This window comes from Bacillus cereus group sp. BfR-BA-01524 (genome assembly GCF_022662595.1).
Taxonomy (GTDB): Bacteria; Bacillota; Bacilli; order Bacillales; family Bacillaceae_G; genus Bacillus_A; species Bacillus_A thuringiensis_S.
Genome location: NZ_JAKUDW010000103.1, coordinates 1 through 17,817 on the forward strand (window position 1 = coordinate 1; position 17,817 = coordinate 17,817).

The window sequence follows — 17,817 nt, forward strand, 5'->3', positions numbered from 1 at the left end:
AGCTTGTACAGCATTATTTGCTGGAGCTGCTGGTTGAGCTTGTGTTGGTGCTGGTTGAGCCGCTGCTGGTTGTTGTGCAGCTTGCTCTGCTTGTTTTTGAGCAGCAGCTTCTTGTGCAGCTTTTTCTTGCGCTTCTTTTTCAGCAATTTGTTGTAATTTTAATGCTTGTTGTTCAAGCTCTTTTAATTGGCTTTCCGTACTTGTCATTGTAGTTACAACTGTATCCATTTTACCGCTTAAATCGTTTACCGCTGTTGCTTTTTTCTCTTTTTCAGCGTCAAGTTCTTTCTTAGCAGTTTCAATTTGAGCTTGTGCTTCTTTTAATTCTTTTTGTTTCTCTTTTACCGTTGCAACATCTTTTTTCACACTAGCTTGGTCTTCTTGTTGTGTTTTCATGATATCTTCATCAGACTCAAGAATTTTAGAAACAGAAGTTAAACGATCAACTAAATCTGCAACGTTTTTAGAGTTTACAAGAACTTCTGTTACAACGTTCGTATTTGGTTGTTCTTGAAGTGCAACTAAACGCTTTCTTAATAACTCTTCACGTTTTGCAATCTTCGTTTGTAATTCTGCAATATCTTTATTTTTCTTTTCAATTAATTGCTCAGTATCAGAAACTTTTTTCGTTGTTTCATCAAGCTTTGAAGCATTCTCTTGAACAGACTTATCTAAACCTTGAATTGTTTTGTTTAAGTCATTCATTTGTTTTTGTAATTCATCACGTTCTTGTTGTTGTTTATGTAAAGTATCATTTTGTGTATTAATTTGTGATTTCACGTCAGAAATTTTATCTTCTGCAAATACATTTGGTGTTAGCCCTGAAAACATTAACCCTGCAACTAAAGCGCAAGATGCCATTTTTAGCTTTTTCATTTTATTTTTTACACCGCTTTCTTTTTTCTTTTTCCGTATATAACCTATAAAATTTATACCATAATTCGGGATTTTTTTTGCTAATGTTACGTTTTTGTAAAACAAATGTAATATTATATGTAGCTCTAGCGCAAAATTCGTATATTTTTGTATGTGTGTGTAGAAATTTATATACTTTTCTTACTTCTATAAACAAAGAAAAAACGTAAGGAATCCCTTACGTTTTATTAAATATACGAATACAAATGAACTGCTACTTCATCCATTTCTCAGCCCAATTTTGGACCTCATCCATAACACTTTCTAACGCTTTTCCCTTGTCAGTTAAGCCATACTCGATTCGAACTGGTACTTCTGGATAGACATTACGAACTACAATGCCCTCGCTTTCCAATTCCTTCAAACGCTCTGACAACATACGATCGCTCATATTTGGGATAATATCTGCGATTTCTCTAAAACGTTTCGACTCTTCAAGCAAAGATTTAATAATTAAGCCAGTCCATTTCTTACTAAGCAAAGTAAAAGCTGACTCAAACTTTGGACATAAACAAGAATTATGCTCCATATGTTTCACCTCTCTTCTATTATAATATAGTTTCTTGTAAAAAGTAAGTTATAAAACTTTCCTCATTATTTTATTTTACGTACATTTTACCATTTCCAAATATTAACTTGTCAACTAAACATAACATACCCGTAAAAAAACCCTCTTAAAAAGAGAGCTTTTTATATCTTTATTACTTCGTATACCATCCAAGACCTAATGCACCTTCACCTAAGTGCGTACCAATTACAGCTCCAAAATAACCTGTACGAATTGTGACGTGAGGATATTTTGCTTCTAATTCTTTCTTCCATTCATTCGCTTCCTCTTCACGTTGCGCATGAATGATAACTGCTTCCATAGGTACTCCTTTACTTGCTTGCTCATCAAAAATTTCAATGATACGTTTTAATGCTTTTTTACGTGTACGAATCTTTTCAAACGGAATAATGATTTTATCTCTAAAATATAAAACTGGCTTCACTTGTAACAGACTGCCGATGAAAGCTTGCGCGCTATTTAATCGACCACCACGTTGTAAATGATGTAAATCATCAACTACAAAATAGGCGTCCATCGTTTTCTTCATTTCATCAAAACGAGCAATAATCTCTTTTGGATTCTTTCCTTCACTTGCTAACCTTGCACCTTCACGCACATAAAATCCTTGTACTTCACAACTAATTTCAGAGTCATACGTGTATACATCAATACCCTCTACCATCTGTCCAGCTGTCGTTGATGTTTGATATGTACCACTAATTCCACTTGATAGGTGAATACTAATAACTGCATCATAATCTTTAGCTAGTTCTTCATATAACTCAACAAACTTTCCGATTGCTGGTTGAGAAGTTTTTGGAAGTTCCTCTTGTTCACGTACTTTCACATAAAAATCATCTGCTGAAATTTCAGCTTCTTCTTGATAAGATTCTGTTCCAAACACAACGTTTAATGGAATCATATATATATTGAGTTCATCACGAATTTGCTTCGGTATATATGCTGTACTATCAGTAACAATAGCTATTTTCATTTTCGTACCTGCCTTATAAAAAGTTTTATTTCCTAATTTTACACGAAAACTACAAATGGTGCATCCATACAGGGAAATGCCGGTTGAAATTATACTCACCATCTCGACAAATTACAACAAAAAGATAAAATACTCACCAAAAACTTCAGCCTATTTAGAAAAAATGTTTGAATATAAAAAGGCTCGCTTTTAAAATGGAAAGTACTAGTCATTTTGATAGATAGGGGCGTATACAAGTGCTATTACAATATTTAACAATCAAAGACTACGGCGAACACGAAATCGTCATTCAAAAATCAAGATTTATTTGTTATGTTAGCCGAGCAACGACTGAGGAAGAGGCTCAAGAATTTATACAAAAAATAAAAAAACAGCATTGGAATGCAACACATAATTGTTCCGCTTATTTAATTGGCGAACAAGATCATATTCAAAAAGCAAATGATGACGGCGAGCCTAGCGGTACAGCTGGCGTACCAATGCTAGAAGTACTTAAAAAACGTGGGCTAAAAGATACCGTCGTTGTCGTAACACGCTATTTTGGTGGCATTAAACTTGGCGCAGGTGGATTAATTCGTGCATATGGAAAGTGTACAAGCGAAGGCATTAATCATGTCGGTGTTGTCCAGCGAAAACTAATGCGTGTGATGCAAACCGAGATTGATTACACATTACTTGGCAAAGTAGAAAATGAATTACGTAATTCAAAATATGCCATTAAAGATATACATTATCTAGAAAATGTCACATTTGATACTTATGTAGAAGAAGACGGCAAACAAGCATTCACAGATTGGATGATTGAATTAACAAACGGGAAATGTACAATTACAGAAGGAGATATGTTGTACTTAGAACAAGATGTTATCTAAGCATAACTCTTTTATCACCTTCAAAGATTAATGTAGTGAATTACTTCCCTACAAATGAACTAACGAACTAAGGAGATTATATATGGAAGAACGTTATTATCATCTCCAAAATAGCAGAATAAAAAAGAAGCGAAGAAGGAAACTTTTCTTCTTCCTTATTTTCGCATTTTTATTTGGCAGTATAGGAGTTTATGTGTTAAATTCTTACTCTTCTCTTATGGGGATGTATAGTGGTTTTACTCGTGAAAAATCGGATTTAAGAAACAAAGATGTAGAAATTACAAAAGAACCTTTTACAATTCTCATTATGGGGATAGAAGATTATGCGACAGACGGTCAAAATGGTCGTACAGATTCATTAATGTTTGCAACAGTCAATCCGAAAACTCAAAAGATTTCACTTATGAGTATTCCTCGTGATTCTCGAGTTACAATTGTTGGTAAAAATAAGGAAGACAAAATTAACGCTGCCCATGCTTACGGCGGAGAAGAAATGGCAATCAAAACTGTCGAAGGCTTTCTAAAAGTTCCTGTAGACCATTATCTTAAAATTGATTTCCAAGGCTTTAAAGGTATCGTTGATGCTGTTGGCGGCGTTACCGTTGACGTACCCTTCGATTTCTGGGAGCGCTCTGACGTAGATTACTACAAAAAAATTAAATTTAAGCAAGGACAGCAAAACTTAAACGGTGAAGAAGCACTTGCTTACGTCCGTATGCGAAAGCAAGATCCAAATGGTGATTATGGTCGAGCTGCTAGACAAAGACAATTACTAGCCGCTGTTGCCCAAAAGCTAAACTCAACCTCTACTGTATTTAAAATTAAAGATTTAACAGCTGTCGTTGGAAAATATATAAAAACCGACATTCCTATTTCAGACGGACTTGCTCTTTACAATAAACTTTCTGGATTTGATCCTTCTACAATGCAAACGTTAAAGCTTGAAGGCGAAGACAAAAAGATAGGCGGTATTTATTACTTCCTTCCAGATCCAATCAGTGTAGAAACGGTGCGTAACGAAATCGAAAAAGAATTAGGAGAAAAAGCAAAAAATCCAACTACAAAAAACAACTCAAATCCTAATTCGAATTCAAGTTCTAATTCTAACGAACAAGCAAAAAAAGAAACAAACCAAAATAAAACACCAACTGATCCGCCACCTTCTACAAATGCTCATGCAGAGTGGATTATGCGCAATCAGCCGTAACAAAAAGGCCCAATCTATCCGATTGGGCCTTTTTTATTTACTTATTAAAGTGTTGTAAAATCGCTTCTACAATGCGCTCTGATGCACGACCATCACCGTAAGGGTTAGATGCTTTCGCCATCTTATCATGAGCTTCTTTATCTGATAACAACTCATCAGCAAGACCAAAGATTGTCTCTTCGTCTGTTCCTGCTAATTTCAGCGTACCTGCTTCAATACCTTCAGGGCGCTCTGTTGTATCACGAAGAACAAGAACTGGTACCCCAAGTGATGGAGCTTCTTCTTGTACACCACCAGAATCCGTTAACATTAAGTATGAACGAGCTGCAACATTGTGGAAATCAATTACATCTAGCGGCTCAATTAAATGAATACGATTATGTTCACCTAAAATTTCATTTGCTATTTCACGAACAACAGGGTTCATATGAACAGGGTACACAACTTGTACATCTTCATGCTTATCAACAAGACGCTTAATTGCACGGAACATATTACGCATAGGTTCACCTAAGTTTTCACGACGGTGAGCTGTCATAAGTACAAGACGATCATTTCCAAGTTTCTCTAGTACAGGATGACTATATGTTTCTTTTACAGTCGTTTGTAGCGCGTCAATCGCTGTATTTCCTGTGATGAAAATACGTGACTCATCTTTATTTTCCTTCTGTAAGTTCGTTGCTGATTTTGCTGTTGGTGAGAAATGAAGATCCGCCATTACACCTGTTAATTGACGATTCATCTCTTCTGGGTATGGAGAATACTTATCCCACGTACGAAGGCCCGCCTCAACATGACCTACTGGAATTTGATTATAAAAAGCAGCTAAGCTTGCAATAAATGTTGTTGTTGTATCACCATGTACAAGTACAATATCCGGCTTCGCTTCTTTCATTACTTTATCCAAACCTTCTAAACCACGCGTTGTAACATCAATTAAAGTTTGGCGGTCTTTCATGATATTTAAATCGAAATCTGGCGTAATTCCAAAGATATTTAATACTTGATCTAACATTTGGCGATGCTGTGCTGTTACAGTCACAATCGATTCAATTTTTTCTGGGTGTTTTTGCAACTCTAATACAAGAGGTGCCATTTTAATTGCTTCTGGACGTGTCCCGAAAATTGTCATTACTTTTAAACGTTCAGTCATATGATTGCCTCTTTTCTTTCACTAATTACAGCTTCTATTATGACATATAAAAATATGCATGAGTACATCCCTTTTTAACGCATAACAGAAACTTTTCTATTACAAATACTTTTTCTGCCCACCGAGTAATAATCTATCTTTTGTTTCTTAACATCTTCATCAGTATAACAATTTCTCCCATCGAATAAAATAGGCTCTCTCATAAGTTGTACGTACTTTTCTAACGGGTACACTCGAATAGCTTCCCATTCTGTTACGATAAAAACCGCACTCGCATCTCTAATCGATTCATCTATACATCTACTATATTGTATAGCATCTCCAAATATATTTTTCACATATTGAATTGCTTTTGGGTCGTACAGAACAATTTCTGCACCTATATTAAGTAATGCTTCTATTATAATAAGAGATGATGCCTCTCTTATATCATCCGTATTCGGTTTAAAGGATGCGCCAAGAACTGCAATCCGCTTTTTATTCATGTTCATAACTTTTTTCGCTTTTTCAATCAATAGCAGCTGTTGCTTATTATTTACTTCAATAACCGCTTTTAACAAACGAAAATCATGAGCAACATTTCCCGCAATTTGCACCAGCGCTTTCGTATCTTTTGGAAAACATGATCCCCCGTATCCAATACCTGCATTTAAAAAAGATGCACCAATCCTCTTATCCATTCCCATTCCTTTGGCAACATCCAATACATTTGCGCCTACCTTCTCACATATATTTGAAATTTCATTAATGAAACTAATCTTTGTAGCTAAAAAGGCATTCGACGCGTATTTAATCATCTCTGCACTTTTAATATCTGTAACATACGTTTCTAAGCATAATTTACTATACAAACTCTCTACTCTTCTTGCTACTTCCTCACTATCGGCTCCAATTACAATACGATCTCCATGAAAGAAATCATAAATACCTGAACCTTCACGCAAAAACTCTGGATTCGATACGATATGTACTGTATGCCTCCCTTTTAACTTCTCCTCAATCCATCCCTTCATTACATCATTTGTACCTACTGGAACTGTACTTTTCGTAACAACAATAATATCGTTCGTCGCATATAATCCAATATCGTTACAAGCACTCTGAATATACGTTAAATCCGCCGTCCCATCTAATAAAGATGGGGTTCCAACTGCAATAAATATAAACTCTACATCATCAAATGCCTCTTCTTTATTTGATGTAAAAGTTAAAGCATTATTCTCATATGCATGATTTATTAATTCATGTAATCTAACCTCATAAATAGGTAAATCCCCTTGTTTTATCCGTTTAATTTTTTCATCATCTATATCAAAACATGTAACTGAATGCCCCAACTTTGCCAATCCTACTCCTGTAATCAATCCAACATATCCAGTACCTATTATCGTAATTTTCATTTCCTTTTCGCACAGGAATTTACAATAGAAAAGATATGAAATACAGAATTCTCCCTGTGCTTCCCCCTCTCACATTAAAAATGAGAAAACCCTTTTCTTTCTTCATTATATGAATTACTTCCCTCATTCTTTTTAAAGTTTTTGTAAAATTAAATGCACTATAATATAAAGTGAAACTTTGATCAGTGGGGCTTTTACGGGCAGTTGATCCCCACCTAACTTCTTTGCTTCGCTGAATTTTGAGGTGGGGGGCTTACTGCCCGTTAATGCGGGATAAAGTGAAACTTTAATTAGTAGGAATGGGGCTACTAGTTGATGCGAGATAAATTCCCACATTTTAACATGAAACTTACTCATTTCTACGTGTAACACTTATAATACTGAACTAAAAGTATTCACTATCGAAGAAAAAGAGGAAATGTCATATTCCAAAGTCCAGTACGATTAACCTTCTCATATGATGCAACATTCTATATACAATTGTCATATATTCTATCCGCTTCCATTAACCGTAAAGAGAAAAAAAGATTGAATTCTAATCTTTTTGTGATACCATATGTTATGAGCCTGTAAATAAACATCATAATTTTCAGATAAATATATTTTCAAAAAAAAAAATTACGTTAGAATATAAAGGGTGGGGTATTAATGGACTCACAAGTGATTTATGCCATTTTGGCATCTTTCATCACTGTACTCGTCGTTACTCCTTTAGTTATTAAATTAGCTTTTAAAATAGGAGCGACAGATAAGCCAAACGCACGTAAAGTGCACCAAAAGATTATGCCACGTCTTGGCGGGTTAGCAATATTTATTGGTGTAGCTGTAGGATTTGTTGTCGGCGGCTTATATGAGCAAAGAATGTTATCGATAACACTAGGTGCGATTATCATTGTAATCATCGGAATTTTAGATGATATGTACGAGTTATCTGCGAAAGTAAAATTCGGTGGACAACTGTTAGTTGCCATTATGATTGTAAAAAGTGGATTATTAGTGCAAGTATTATATATCCCATTCCTTGGGGATACTGAACTTGGATGGCTTGCTTATCCAATTACAGTATTTTGGCTTGTAGGTATTACGAATGCAATCAACTTAATTGACGGCTTAGATGGATTATCTGCTGGTATTTCATCTATCGTACTTGCAACGCTAGCATATATGGCCTTCACTAGCCCATGGGGTACTGGAACAGCTATTATCTTGCCACTCGCATTAATTATATTAGCAAGTACAATTGGATTTTTATTCTTCAACTTCCATCCAGCAAAAATTTTCATGGGAGATACAGGAGCACTATTTTTAGGATACTGTATTTCTGTTATATCGTTACTTGGATTATACAAAAGTGTAACGTTATTCAGTTTTATCGTTCCAATTATCATTTTAGGTGTACCTATATTTGATACGATATTTGCAATCATCCGTCGTATCGTAAATAAAAAACCTATTTCAGCACCAGATAAATCGCATTTACATCACCGCTTACTTGCAATGGGATTCTCTCATCGTAAAACGGTACTAATTATATACGCATTCGGTATTTTCTTTAGTGTAAATGCCATTATTTTCACTAGTGCAACGTTATGGTTATCCATTATTCTTCTTTTCGCTTTGATTTTCTTCACAGAAATCATTGCTGAAATAATCGGGCTTGTACATGAACGTTACAAACCACTTATTTCCTTTTATAAAAAAGTGAAAAAACGCGAAGACTAATTGTAGTATAGCCTTTACCATTATGAAATATTCAAATAGCATCCTCTTTCTTACAAGAGGATGCTATTTTTTATTCCTTATTTTATATTTCCAAAATATAGATTGTTTGAGAGTTCCTCTATTGGAGAAAGATATACATAATAAGAAACGTATCAAGTTTTCTTTTTTACATCTTGATTGTCAAACTGAGGGTGAATGTTATGATCAAGCGAGTATTTCAATGTATTATTTTATTCTTAACAATTACTATGTACGCATCATCTAATACTGAAGCAACAACTGTTATTCCTGCTGAACATTATCCAAATACTGAAACGAACTCTCCTACACAAAAAATTGCGTACTTAACATTTGATGACGGGCCAAACAAATATACTACACAAATTTTAAACATCTTAAAAGAAAAGAACGGAAAAGCAACTTTCTTTGTTATTGGTGGAAAAGTACCACATTACAAAAAGACAATGCAACGATTGATTAAAGACGGACATTATATCGGACTTCACAGTATGTCACACGATGTAAAACGCCTTTACACTGGCGATCCATCTGCTTTAATTACAGAAATGGAACAAACACAAAACATTGTCCAGCAAGTTACAAAATTAAATACACATCTCGTTCGTGTCCCGTATGGTAGCATGCCTTACTTAAAAAAGAATTACCGTGATGCACTTGTATCAGCCCAGTATAAAATGTGGGATTGGACAATCGATACATACGACTGGAAAAGCTATGACAATCCTTCTGCCATACTAGAAAGAGTACGTAATCAGAGCGACGAACAAATCGAAGTAATTTTAATGCATGATTCGAGTGTAACCGTACAAATACTGCCACAAGTAATTGATTACTTACAGTCACAAGGATACAAACTTCTTCCCTATAATCCATCTTCCCATCTCGAAGTAAACTTTTGGAAAGACACAAGATTGTAACAGCTTTAGTGCCTATATGCTAAAGCTGTTTTATTTTTCTCTTCCCACCCTTCCCATTTTTGTGTAAAATTTTAAATAGTGATGAAGTTTCGAGGTGAATAGAAATGAAACGAATAGATCTCATTTTTAATGCAATACAAGAAGGCAATTATACAGAAGGTGTAACCGCGTCAGAACTCGCTACATTTCTGCAACTAGATCGCGCTAATGTAAGTAGCGACTTAAACAAACTTGTAAAAGATAAACGTTTATTAAAAACAAATACGCGTCCTGTTCGTTTTTATATCGAAACGAACACTTCGTTGGAAACGCATTCAAAAGAAGTAACTTCATTAGATACATTTGCAATTGAAAATACGAGCCTTAAAATCGCAATTGAAAAAGCGAAAGCTTCTATTCTCTACCCTCCAAACGGTATGCATACTTTACTACTAGGAGAAACAGGGGTCGGAAAGTCTATGTTTGCTTCTTTAATGCACGAATATGCAATTGAAGTTGAACAGCTTCCCAAAAATGCACCATTTATTGTCTTTAACTGTGCTGATTACGCAAACAATCCACAACTACTACTCGGACAGTTATTTGGGATTAAAAAAGGAGCTTACACAGGTGCGAGTGATCAAAAAGGATTAATTGAAAAAGCTCATGAAGGAATTCTCTTCTTAGATGAAGTACATCGTCTGCCTCCAGAAGGCCAAGAAATGCTTTTCACCTTTATTGACCGCGGAGTATACCGCCGCCTTGGAGAAACAGAGAACGAGCGTAAAGCACAAGTATTAATCATTACTGCAACAACAGAAGAACCAAATTCATTTTTATTAAAAACATTTACAAGACGTATACCGATGACTGTTACGCTGCCACCACTTCGTGAGCGTACACATAAAGAGCGCTTTGCTTTACTACAGCTATTTTTCACAAATGAAGCAATTCGTCTGCGAAAAGAAATTCATGTTAGCCCAAATGCAATGCGTGCTTTCGTCTTTTATAATTGTCCCAATAACATCGGTCAATTAAAAACGGATGTACAAATCGCCTGTGCGAAAGCCTATTCTGACTTCGTGACAAAGAAACGTGATTCTGTCTATGTTTCAAGTACAGACTTACCTTGGTATATGAAAGAAGGGCTGTTCATTGAAAGAAAGAGCCGTCACTTATACCAAATACCAAATGAAACATTTGTATTTACAGGTGATGAAGGTTGGAGTAATCATAAAACAGAAGATGAAAAACGCTCTTCTATTTATGATTATATTGATTATAAATACGAAGAACTTCAAGCACGTGGTATTGAAGAGGAAGAATTAGAATTACTAATAGAAAATGATGTTCAGAGCTTTTTCGTACAATATTTTAACCAAATATCAAAAAAAACAAGCCATGAAAATGTTTTTAAAATTGTGGATCGTAATATCGTTTCCGTATGTGAAAAAATAGCGGAACTTGCGGAAAAGCATTTATCTAAGACATTTGATGAAAAAGTATTTCTCGCTTTAAGCTTACATGTACAGACAACTCTACAACGTTTACAAAGTGGAAAACAAATACATCACCCGCAATTAAATCAAATTCGTACGAAATATAAAGAAGCCTTTTCCGTCGCTATGCAAGGCATTCAACTACTGGAAGAAGAATTACAAATAACAATGCCTATTGATGAAGCTGGCTTTTTAACAATGTTCTTCGTTGTTGATCCAATTCCTGCCTCACAAACAGAAGTAAAAGTATTAATATTAGCACACGGTAATGGCATCGCAACTGAAATGGCAAACGTTGCAAACGAACTTCTCGGCATTGAGGAAGTAACCGGTATTGATATGCCGTTACACGAATCACCGAAAGATTTTTTAGAGCGTGTAAAAGTGTATATGAAAACACTACAAAATGTAAATGGGCTTCTCTTACTTGTTGATATGGGGTCACTTGCTTATATCGGTGACATATTAGAAACGGAGTTCAAAATTCCTGTACGTGTTCTCTCGATGACGAGCACACCACATGCACTAGAAGCAGCTCGAAAGGCTCAGCTCGGTTATTCATTAGATGCGCTATATGAAACAGTAAAAAATTTAACACCGTTTTACTTAAACGTACAAGAAGAAAAGAAAAAACCTCTCTCTCCAATGAAATCTGTTATTTTAACAGCTTGTTTAACTGGTGAAGGAAGTGCTTTAGCTATTCAAAAAATGTTAGAAAACTATTTAAGATTTGATAAAGACTTAATTGAAATTATTCCGATTAGTATCGTCCATGAAAAAGATTTAACGAAAATGATTGAGAACATAAAAAAAGAGCGTAACATCATTTGTATCGTCACGAATTTTGATGTGCAAGTACCATGCTTAACATATCATTTCCAAGACATCGTAAACTACACAGCAATTCAGCCCATTCAAGAATTAATTACGTATGAAGAAACATATGCAAAAATGGCGGATATTCTTGAACAACAAATGCAGCGTAACGATGGGGCATTACTGATCAAAACAATTCGTTACGCATTAAATACAATTCAAGAATTAATTTCCTTACAGCTAACTCCTGATAGCTTAATGGGTGTTATTCTGCATATGAGCTGTATGGTTGACCGTCTTCAAAAAGGAGAAAGCCTTCTTCCTCATCCTGATAAAGAGAAAAGAAGACAAGATGAATACTGGATGTATATGAAAGTAAAAAAAGCATTGCAACCAATTGAAAATACATTTGAAATACAAATACCAGATGACGAAGTATTTTACGTTATGGACTTCTTTATTAAAAATCAACCTGTGAAAAATTAATCGAGGCAGTTTTTAAATATATCGACCGTAACGCAAGTTATATCGGCGTAACTCAGATTATATCAGCGATTTTCAAAATATATCGATTTACCGACAATAATCGCTAAAACTAGCACCTTATATAATGAGAAAAGGCTGTTCCAACATATGGACAGCCTTTTCCTCTATTTCTTTACTTTTCTAACTCGCCCTCTTATTTCTCCTCTTTTTTGTGATTTCGTATGGACATTAACATATACGTTTGCTTGAATAATTTCTTGAAGTAAATGTACAAATGATTTCCCTTGTAAAGGTCCCTCAAAATCCTCCACATTCACTACACCAGTAATGCTTCCCTCGTTCAAGCTAATACCTTGCTCCAGTGGACCATACAAATATAAAACAACAGGACCGATTTGAGTAGACTTCCCTAAATGAATTTGACACGATGTAACCTTTTCTATATTTTTTAGTATGACTCTGTAATGCAATTTCGTTAAATCATCACTAAAAATAAACTCTGCTACCCCAAAAGCTTCTGTATTTACAGGAGGCACTTCCCTCTTACCTGTTAACCTGGCAAAGAAATGTGTTGTCATAAGGCATTCTCCTTATATAAATTTCCCAGCACTACTTCTACTACTTTATGGTTTAGACATAATCATTTATGACTTTTTCAATTTTAATTACAAAGAAAAGATTCACAAAATCTTTACATTGAAATTGTTCCTTTAGATTTACAGTCTCTTGTATAATGCACATAGAAAAAACATTCTGGGGGGTTCCATTGAAAACTAACAAATACACTTTTCAAATATTATTAGAGATTTTTCTCGTCTCATTTAAATTAGGACTTACTTCATTCGGCGGTCCTGTCGCTCACCTTGGTTATTTCCACCACGAATACGTGCAAAAAAGAAAATGGATGGATGAAAAAAGTTATGGAGACTTAGTAGCACTGTGTCAATTCCTTCCTGGACCCGCTAGCAGTCAAGTCGGTATGGGAGTTGGATTATTAAGGGGCGGGCTTTTAGGAGCAATTATCTCTTGGATTGGTTTCACCCTTCCATCTGTTCTCGTTTTAGTCTTTTTTGCTTCATTCCTTACTCAATTCGAAATTGGAAGTACAGGATGGATTCATGGACTCAAACTTGTAGCAGTCGCAATTGTCGCTCATGCAATATGGGGAATGGCGCAAAAGTTAACACCAGATCGAAACCGCGCGACGATTGCTATTGTAACTGCTGCAATCGCCTTATTATGGCCAAGTAGTTGGACACAAGTCATCCTCATTTTAATATGTGGATTTATCGGCTGGTTTTTATATCGCAACCAACCAATTAACCAATCTCAACATATAAAAGTACCTATTTCAAAAAAGATAGCAGTTTCTTGTCTCGTCTTATTCTTTGGACTATTACTACTGCTACCAATATTAAGACCGTTCTCTTATTACATCGCTTTATTTGATAGTTTCTATCGCTCTGGCGCACTTGTATTTGGAGGAGGACACGTCGTGCTGCCCCTTCTTGAAGGTGAGTTCGTACAAAACGGCATGATGACGAAAGAACAGTTCCTAGCTGGATACGGATTAACACAAGCAGTACCAGGACCATTATTTACATTCGCCTCTTATATAGGAGCAGTGTTAAACGGGACGCTTGGGGCAATACTCGCAACAATTGCGATCTTCCTCCCTGCTTTCTTACTCGTTATTGGTGTTTTACCATTTTGGAACAGCGTGAGAAAAATATCATTCATACAAGGCGCACTACTTGGTGTTAACGCCGCTGTTGTTGGTATTTTAATTGCCGCTTTTTATGATCCTATTTGGACAAGCACAATTATGAATGCTGTAGATTTTGTTTTTGCGTCTCTTCTATTTTGCTTGCTCGCTTTTTGGAAAACACCACCTTGGGTTATCGTTATACTGGGAGCCTTTGGCGGATATGCTCTATCCATTTTATAAATAAAAAACGACGGCATGATGTAGCCGTCGTTTTTCTATTAAAACTTCACAAGCTCTATTCCTTCTGGTAATTCGCTCTCTGTTAAAATACGCAATTCCTTCACACGATCCATTACGTAAGAAGAACGCTTCACAAGCTCTGGATCAATATAAGCTGGATGAACCATAATTTCTACCGTTTGTTCACCTTGTACTCTTTCTTTTAACTTCACAAAGTAATCTTCCGTCACACCATCCGCATAAAAGTCACTGTAAAACACATCAGAAAATGGATGCACCGCTCTATCTTCCTCACAACGACGAATCGGAACATTATATTTAGCCGCTAATCTCTCAAGAACATCATGTAAAATCGGTAAACCATGCACATGATGATGACTATCTAAATGAGTTGGTGTTAATCCGTAAGATAAAAACTTCTCAATTTGAGCAGTCCATTCTCTCTCAACTTCTTCTGGATTTATATTCCCTTCCCTTACAACACTTTGTTTATGAAACGATCCGTCGCTACCTACAAGTGATGGTACGTCTCCAAGAAGTGGTTCCCCTGCTGTTAATACGAGATGTACGCCTACTCCGAGTAGGTTGTACTCTTTCGCTAAGCGTACCGCATGCTCTGTTCCTGGCATATTCATCATCATCGTCGTTGAATTTACAAGTCCATTTATATGCCCATCAATAATGCCGTAATTTGTACCCTCTGTAAGACCGAAATCATCTGCATTTACAATTAACTTAATCATCATAATACCTCCTAATAGAATAAAAAAAGCGGGCTAAATAGCGCCGCTTTTACTTCTCTACCTTTTTAAAGAACTGTGGAAGATACTCTTTATGTGCTTCCAACATTTCATCTAAAATTTGTTTTGCAACTTTATCTGATGGTACAAGTGGATTGATTGTCATAGCAAGCAGCGCCTTATGATAATCCCCTGTAACAGCAGCTTCAATTGTTGTGCGCTCGAATGATTTAATTTGTTGTACTAAACCGCGAACTGGTACTGGAAGATCTCCAACTGCAATTGGTTTTGGACCTTCTTTCGTAATAATACAGTTCACTTCAACAGCTGAATCATGTGGTAAGCTTGCAATTGTTCCGTTGTTTCGTGTATTAACAGGCTGGATATCACCTTTATTATTGTAAATAGACGTAATTAAACTACATGCTGCGTCACTATAATAAGCGCCGCCACGTTTTTCTAATTGTGGTGGTTTAATATCTAAGTTCGGGTCTTTATATAACTCGAATAAATCATTTTCTAATTGTTTTACTACTTCTGCACGTGTACCTTTTTCAACAGAAGCTTCTTTTTCTTCTTCTAACATTTCACGTGTTTTGTAGTAGTAACGATGGTATGGACATGGAATCGCACGAAGTCCTCGAATAAAGTCTGGTTCCCAGTTAAGCGCTGCGATATTTTCCATCGTAATTTGCTTTTCTGGATCTGTTACAAGCTCTAACACACGGTCCATTACACTTACGCCATCTAAGTATACATCTAGTCCGTATACCATATGATTTAAACCTGCGAAATCAACGTGGACACGACTCGCATCTACTTCAAGTAATCTTGCAAGACCCATGCGGATTCCGATTGGAACGTTACATAGACCAACTACTCTTTGAATATTTGTATAACGAAGAACTGCCTCTGTTACCATACCAGCTGGATTTGCAAAGTTAATTAACCATGCATTTGGACAGAGCTCCTCCATGTCTTTACAAATATCTAGAATAACAGGAATCGTTCTCAACGCTTTGAATAAACCACCAGGACCATTTGTTTCCTGACCGATTACATCATATTTTAATGGGATTGCTTCATCTTTTGCACGTGCTTCTAATAAACCAACACGAAGTTGTGTTGTTACGAAGTCAGCATCTTTTAATGCCTCACGGCGATCAAGTGTTAAATGTATCTCAATTGGTAAACCTGATTTTTTCACCATACGTTTCGCTAAGTTACCAACGATTTCTAACTTTTCTTTTCCTGCCTCAATATCTACTAACCAAATTTCACGAACAGGAAGCTCATCATAACGTTTAATAAATCCTTCAATTAACTCTGGTGTATAACTAGATCCACCGCCGATTGTAGCAATTTTAATTCCAGTCATGCTTTATTCCCCTTTCGCTTCAAGCTTTTTATAAAGATCAATAAACTCTGCTGCTAATTCTTTCACTGTAATCGCATTCATTAAATGATCTTGTGCGTGAATTAAAAGAACACTAATCTCTGTTTTTTCTCCTCTTGCTTCTGATTGTATGAGCTCTGTTTGGAAATGATGCGCTTCATTAATCGCTTCTTTCGCCTTTACCATCGCTTCATCTGCTTCTGCCATTTTCCCCTGTTTGGCAAATTGAAGTGCCTCCATCGCAAAGCTTCGTGCATTACCACTATTTAAAATCAATTGGAATGGAATTTGTTCTGCTGTAGTCATCATAATTACCGCCCTCTCTATAAGGTTCAACCGATTTAAATACCCCTTCAGTTTGAACATGTCTATTAAAGTATGAATTTATTAATGATAGTTTAGTGTTCATATAGATGTTTTTCATCTTTTTGAACATGATATAAAGGTAATTGTTCTCACAGACACCGTTGTCTGTGAGAACAATCTCTATGTTACATAGGTACAGAGTTGTTGTTTCCTTGCGCTGCTTCTTTTTCAGTACGAACAACTGAACGGTCACATAATACAACGAATGGATAATAGATTACCATCGCAATTACAAAGTTGAATAACTGTAGAATTGCACCTGAAAGATGTCCACCTGTTACAAGATAACCACTAATAATTGGTGGTGTTGCCCATGGGATCATCGCAACTGTTTTTGGTACCCAGCCAATAGATATAGCTGTATAAGAAGTAATTACTAATACAATTGGTGTTATGATAAACGGTAAGAATAACACTGGATTTAAAATAATTGGTGTACCAAATATTACCGGTTCATTAATATTGAATGCACCTGGTCCAATTGATAAGCGAGATACACCGCGTAACTGTGCACTTTTTGCTACAAGTAATACCACTACCAAGAATGCTAATGTTGCACCAGAACCACCAAGATATACGAAAGTATCAAAGAATGGTTTTGTAATAATGTTTGGAACATCAAATGCAGATGTACCACCTTGGAATAACTTCATGTTTTTCTCTAATGCCGGTAAATATAATGGCTCAATAATACCACCAACGATATTTGGACCATGTAAGCCGAAGAACCAAAGAAGATGAACAAGGAGTACAATGACAATTGCACTTGGTAATGTCCCTGCTAAACTTTGTAGTGGTGATTGAATCGTATTAAAGATAAATTCATGAACACTTGT

General features: G+C 35.8%; 16 protein-coding genes. 6 read left to right on the top strand and 10 right to left on the bottom strand.

Annotated features, from left to right (window positions below):
• The 3 genes from MR170_RS25315 to MR170_RS25325 all read right to left on the bottom strand — a co-directional run.
• Positions 1–981 (bottom strand): coiled-coil domain-containing protein (locus MR170_RS25315; RefSeq protein WP_346749473.1); only part of this gene is annotated, 981 nt, incomplete at its 3' end.
• A 148-nt stretch (positions 982–1,129) separates the two neighbouring features.
• On the bottom strand, positions 1,130–1,444 hold the full coding sequence (locus MR170_RS25320; RefSeq protein ID WP_000400857.1) for a winged helix-turn-helix transcriptional regulator: 315 nt from the start codon (positions 1,442–1,444) through the stop codon (positions 1,130–1,132).
• 172 nt (positions 1,445–1,616) lie between these two features.
• Positions 1,617–2,459: a DegV family protein gene (locus MR170_RS25325; RefSeq protein WP_016079728.1), complete on the bottom strand. Its 843-nt coding sequence runs from the start codon at positions 2,457–2,459 to the stop codon at positions 1,617–1,619.
• Between the two features lie 236 nt (positions 2,460–2,695).
• On the opposite strand from MR170_RS25325, the gene MR170_RS25330 reads away from it, so the two are divergent.
• Together MR170_RS25330 and MR170_RS25335 are read left to right on the top strand one after the other, a co-directional pair.
• Positions 2,696–3,331 (top strand): YigZ family protein, encoded by a 636-nt coding sequence (locus MR170_RS25330; RefSeq protein WP_016079727.1) that lies wholly within the window; start codon positions 2,696–2,698, stop codon positions 3,329–3,331.
• A gap of 82 nt (positions 3,332–3,413) precedes the next feature.
• Positions 3,414–4,538, top strand: coding sequence for an LCP family protein (locus MR170_RS25335; RefSeq protein WP_242309807.1), 1,125 nt, complete (start codon positions 3,414–3,416; stop codon positions 4,536–4,538).
• Positions 4,539–4,575: 37 nt separating this feature from the next.
• Here MR170_RS25335 and wecB read toward each other — a convergent pair whose 3' ends face one another.
• Both wecB and MR170_RS25345 read right to left on the bottom strand, forming a co-directional pair.
• Positions 4,576–5,691, bottom strand: a complete 1,116-nt coding sequence (gene wecB, locus MR170_RS25340) for a non-hydrolyzing UDP-N-acetylglucosamine 2-epimerase (protein ID WP_000140121.1) — start codon at positions 5,689–5,691, stop codon at positions 4,576–4,578.
• A 74-nt stretch (positions 5,692–5,765) separates the two neighbouring features.
• Positions 5,766–7,091 (bottom strand): UDP-glucose dehydrogenase family protein, encoded by a 1,326-nt coding sequence (locus MR170_RS25345; protein ID WP_242309810.1) that lies wholly within the window; start codon positions 7,089–7,091, stop codon positions 5,766–5,768.
• Between the two features lie 648 nt (positions 7,092–7,739).
• Here MR170_RS25345 and MR170_RS25350 point away from each other — a divergent pair.
• From MR170_RS25350 to MR170_RS25360, 3 genes are all read left to right on the top strand, one after another.
• Positions 7,740–8,813 carry a glycosyltransferase family 4 protein gene (locus MR170_RS25350; RefSeq protein ID WP_000378306.1) on the top strand — a complete coding sequence of 358 codons (1,074 nt, stop codon included), beginning with the start codon at positions 7,740–7,742 and terminating at the stop codon, positions 8,811–8,813.
• 200 nt (positions 8,814–9,013) lie between these two features.
• Positions 9,014–9,751 carry a polysaccharide deacetylase family protein gene (locus MR170_RS25355; RefSeq protein ID WP_016079724.1) on the top strand — a complete coding sequence of 246 codons (738 nt, stop codon included), beginning with the start codon at positions 9,014–9,016 and terminating at the stop codon, positions 9,749–9,751.
• Positions 9,752–9,855: 104 nt separating this feature from the next.
• The gene (locus MR170_RS25360; protein ID WP_016079723.1) at positions 9,856–12,531 is read left to right on the top strand and encodes a sigma-54-dependent transcriptional regulator; all 2,676 of its coding nucleotides are present in this window, start codon (positions 9,856–9,858) and stop codon (positions 12,529–12,531) included.
• A 164-nt stretch (positions 12,532–12,695) separates the two neighbouring features.
• Here the strand turns inward: MR170_RS25360 and exsM are convergent, their stop codons facing one another.
• Positions 12,696–13,109, bottom strand: coding sequence for an exosporium regulatory protein ExsM (gene exsM, locus MR170_RS25365; protein ID WP_000207046.1), 414 nt, complete (start codon positions 13,107–13,109; stop codon positions 12,696–12,698).
• Positions 13,110–13,297: 188 nt separating this feature from the next.
• Here exsM and MR170_RS25370 point away from each other — a divergent pair, with 188 nt between their 5' ends.
• Entirely contained in the window at positions 13,298–14,479 is a 1,182-nt protein-coding gene (locus MR170_RS25370; RefSeq protein WP_016079722.1) for a chromate transporter, read from the top strand.
• A 38-nt stretch (positions 14,480–14,517) separates the two neighbouring features.
• Here the strand turns inward: MR170_RS25370 and chbG are convergent, their stop codons facing one another.
• The 4 genes from chbG to MR170_RS25390 all read right to left on the bottom strand — a co-directional run.
• Positions 14,518–15,222 (bottom strand): chitin disaccharide deacetylase, encoded by a 705-nt coding sequence (gene chbG / locus MR170_RS25375; protein ID WP_016079721.1) that lies wholly within the window; start codon positions 15,220–15,222, stop codon positions 14,518–14,520.
• Positions 15,223–15,271: 49 nt separating this feature from the next.
• The gene (gene celF / locus MR170_RS25380) at positions 15,272–16,597 is read right to left on the bottom strand and encodes a 6-phospho-beta-glucosidase (protein WP_000145741.1); all 1,326 of its coding nucleotides are present in this window, start codon (positions 16,595–16,597) and stop codon (positions 15,272–15,274) included.
• Between the two features lie 3 nt (positions 16,598–16,600).
• Positions 16,601–16,924 (bottom strand): PTS lactose/cellobiose transporter subunit IIA, encoded by a 324-nt coding sequence (locus MR170_RS25385; protein ID WP_000989050.1) that lies wholly within the window; start codon positions 16,922–16,924, stop codon positions 16,601–16,603.
• Between the two features lie 182 nt (positions 16,925–17,106).
• A partial coding sequence (locus MR170_RS25390; protein WP_242309813.1) for a PTS sugar transporter subunit IIC occupies positions 17,107–17,817 on the bottom strand: 711 nt, incomplete at its 5' end.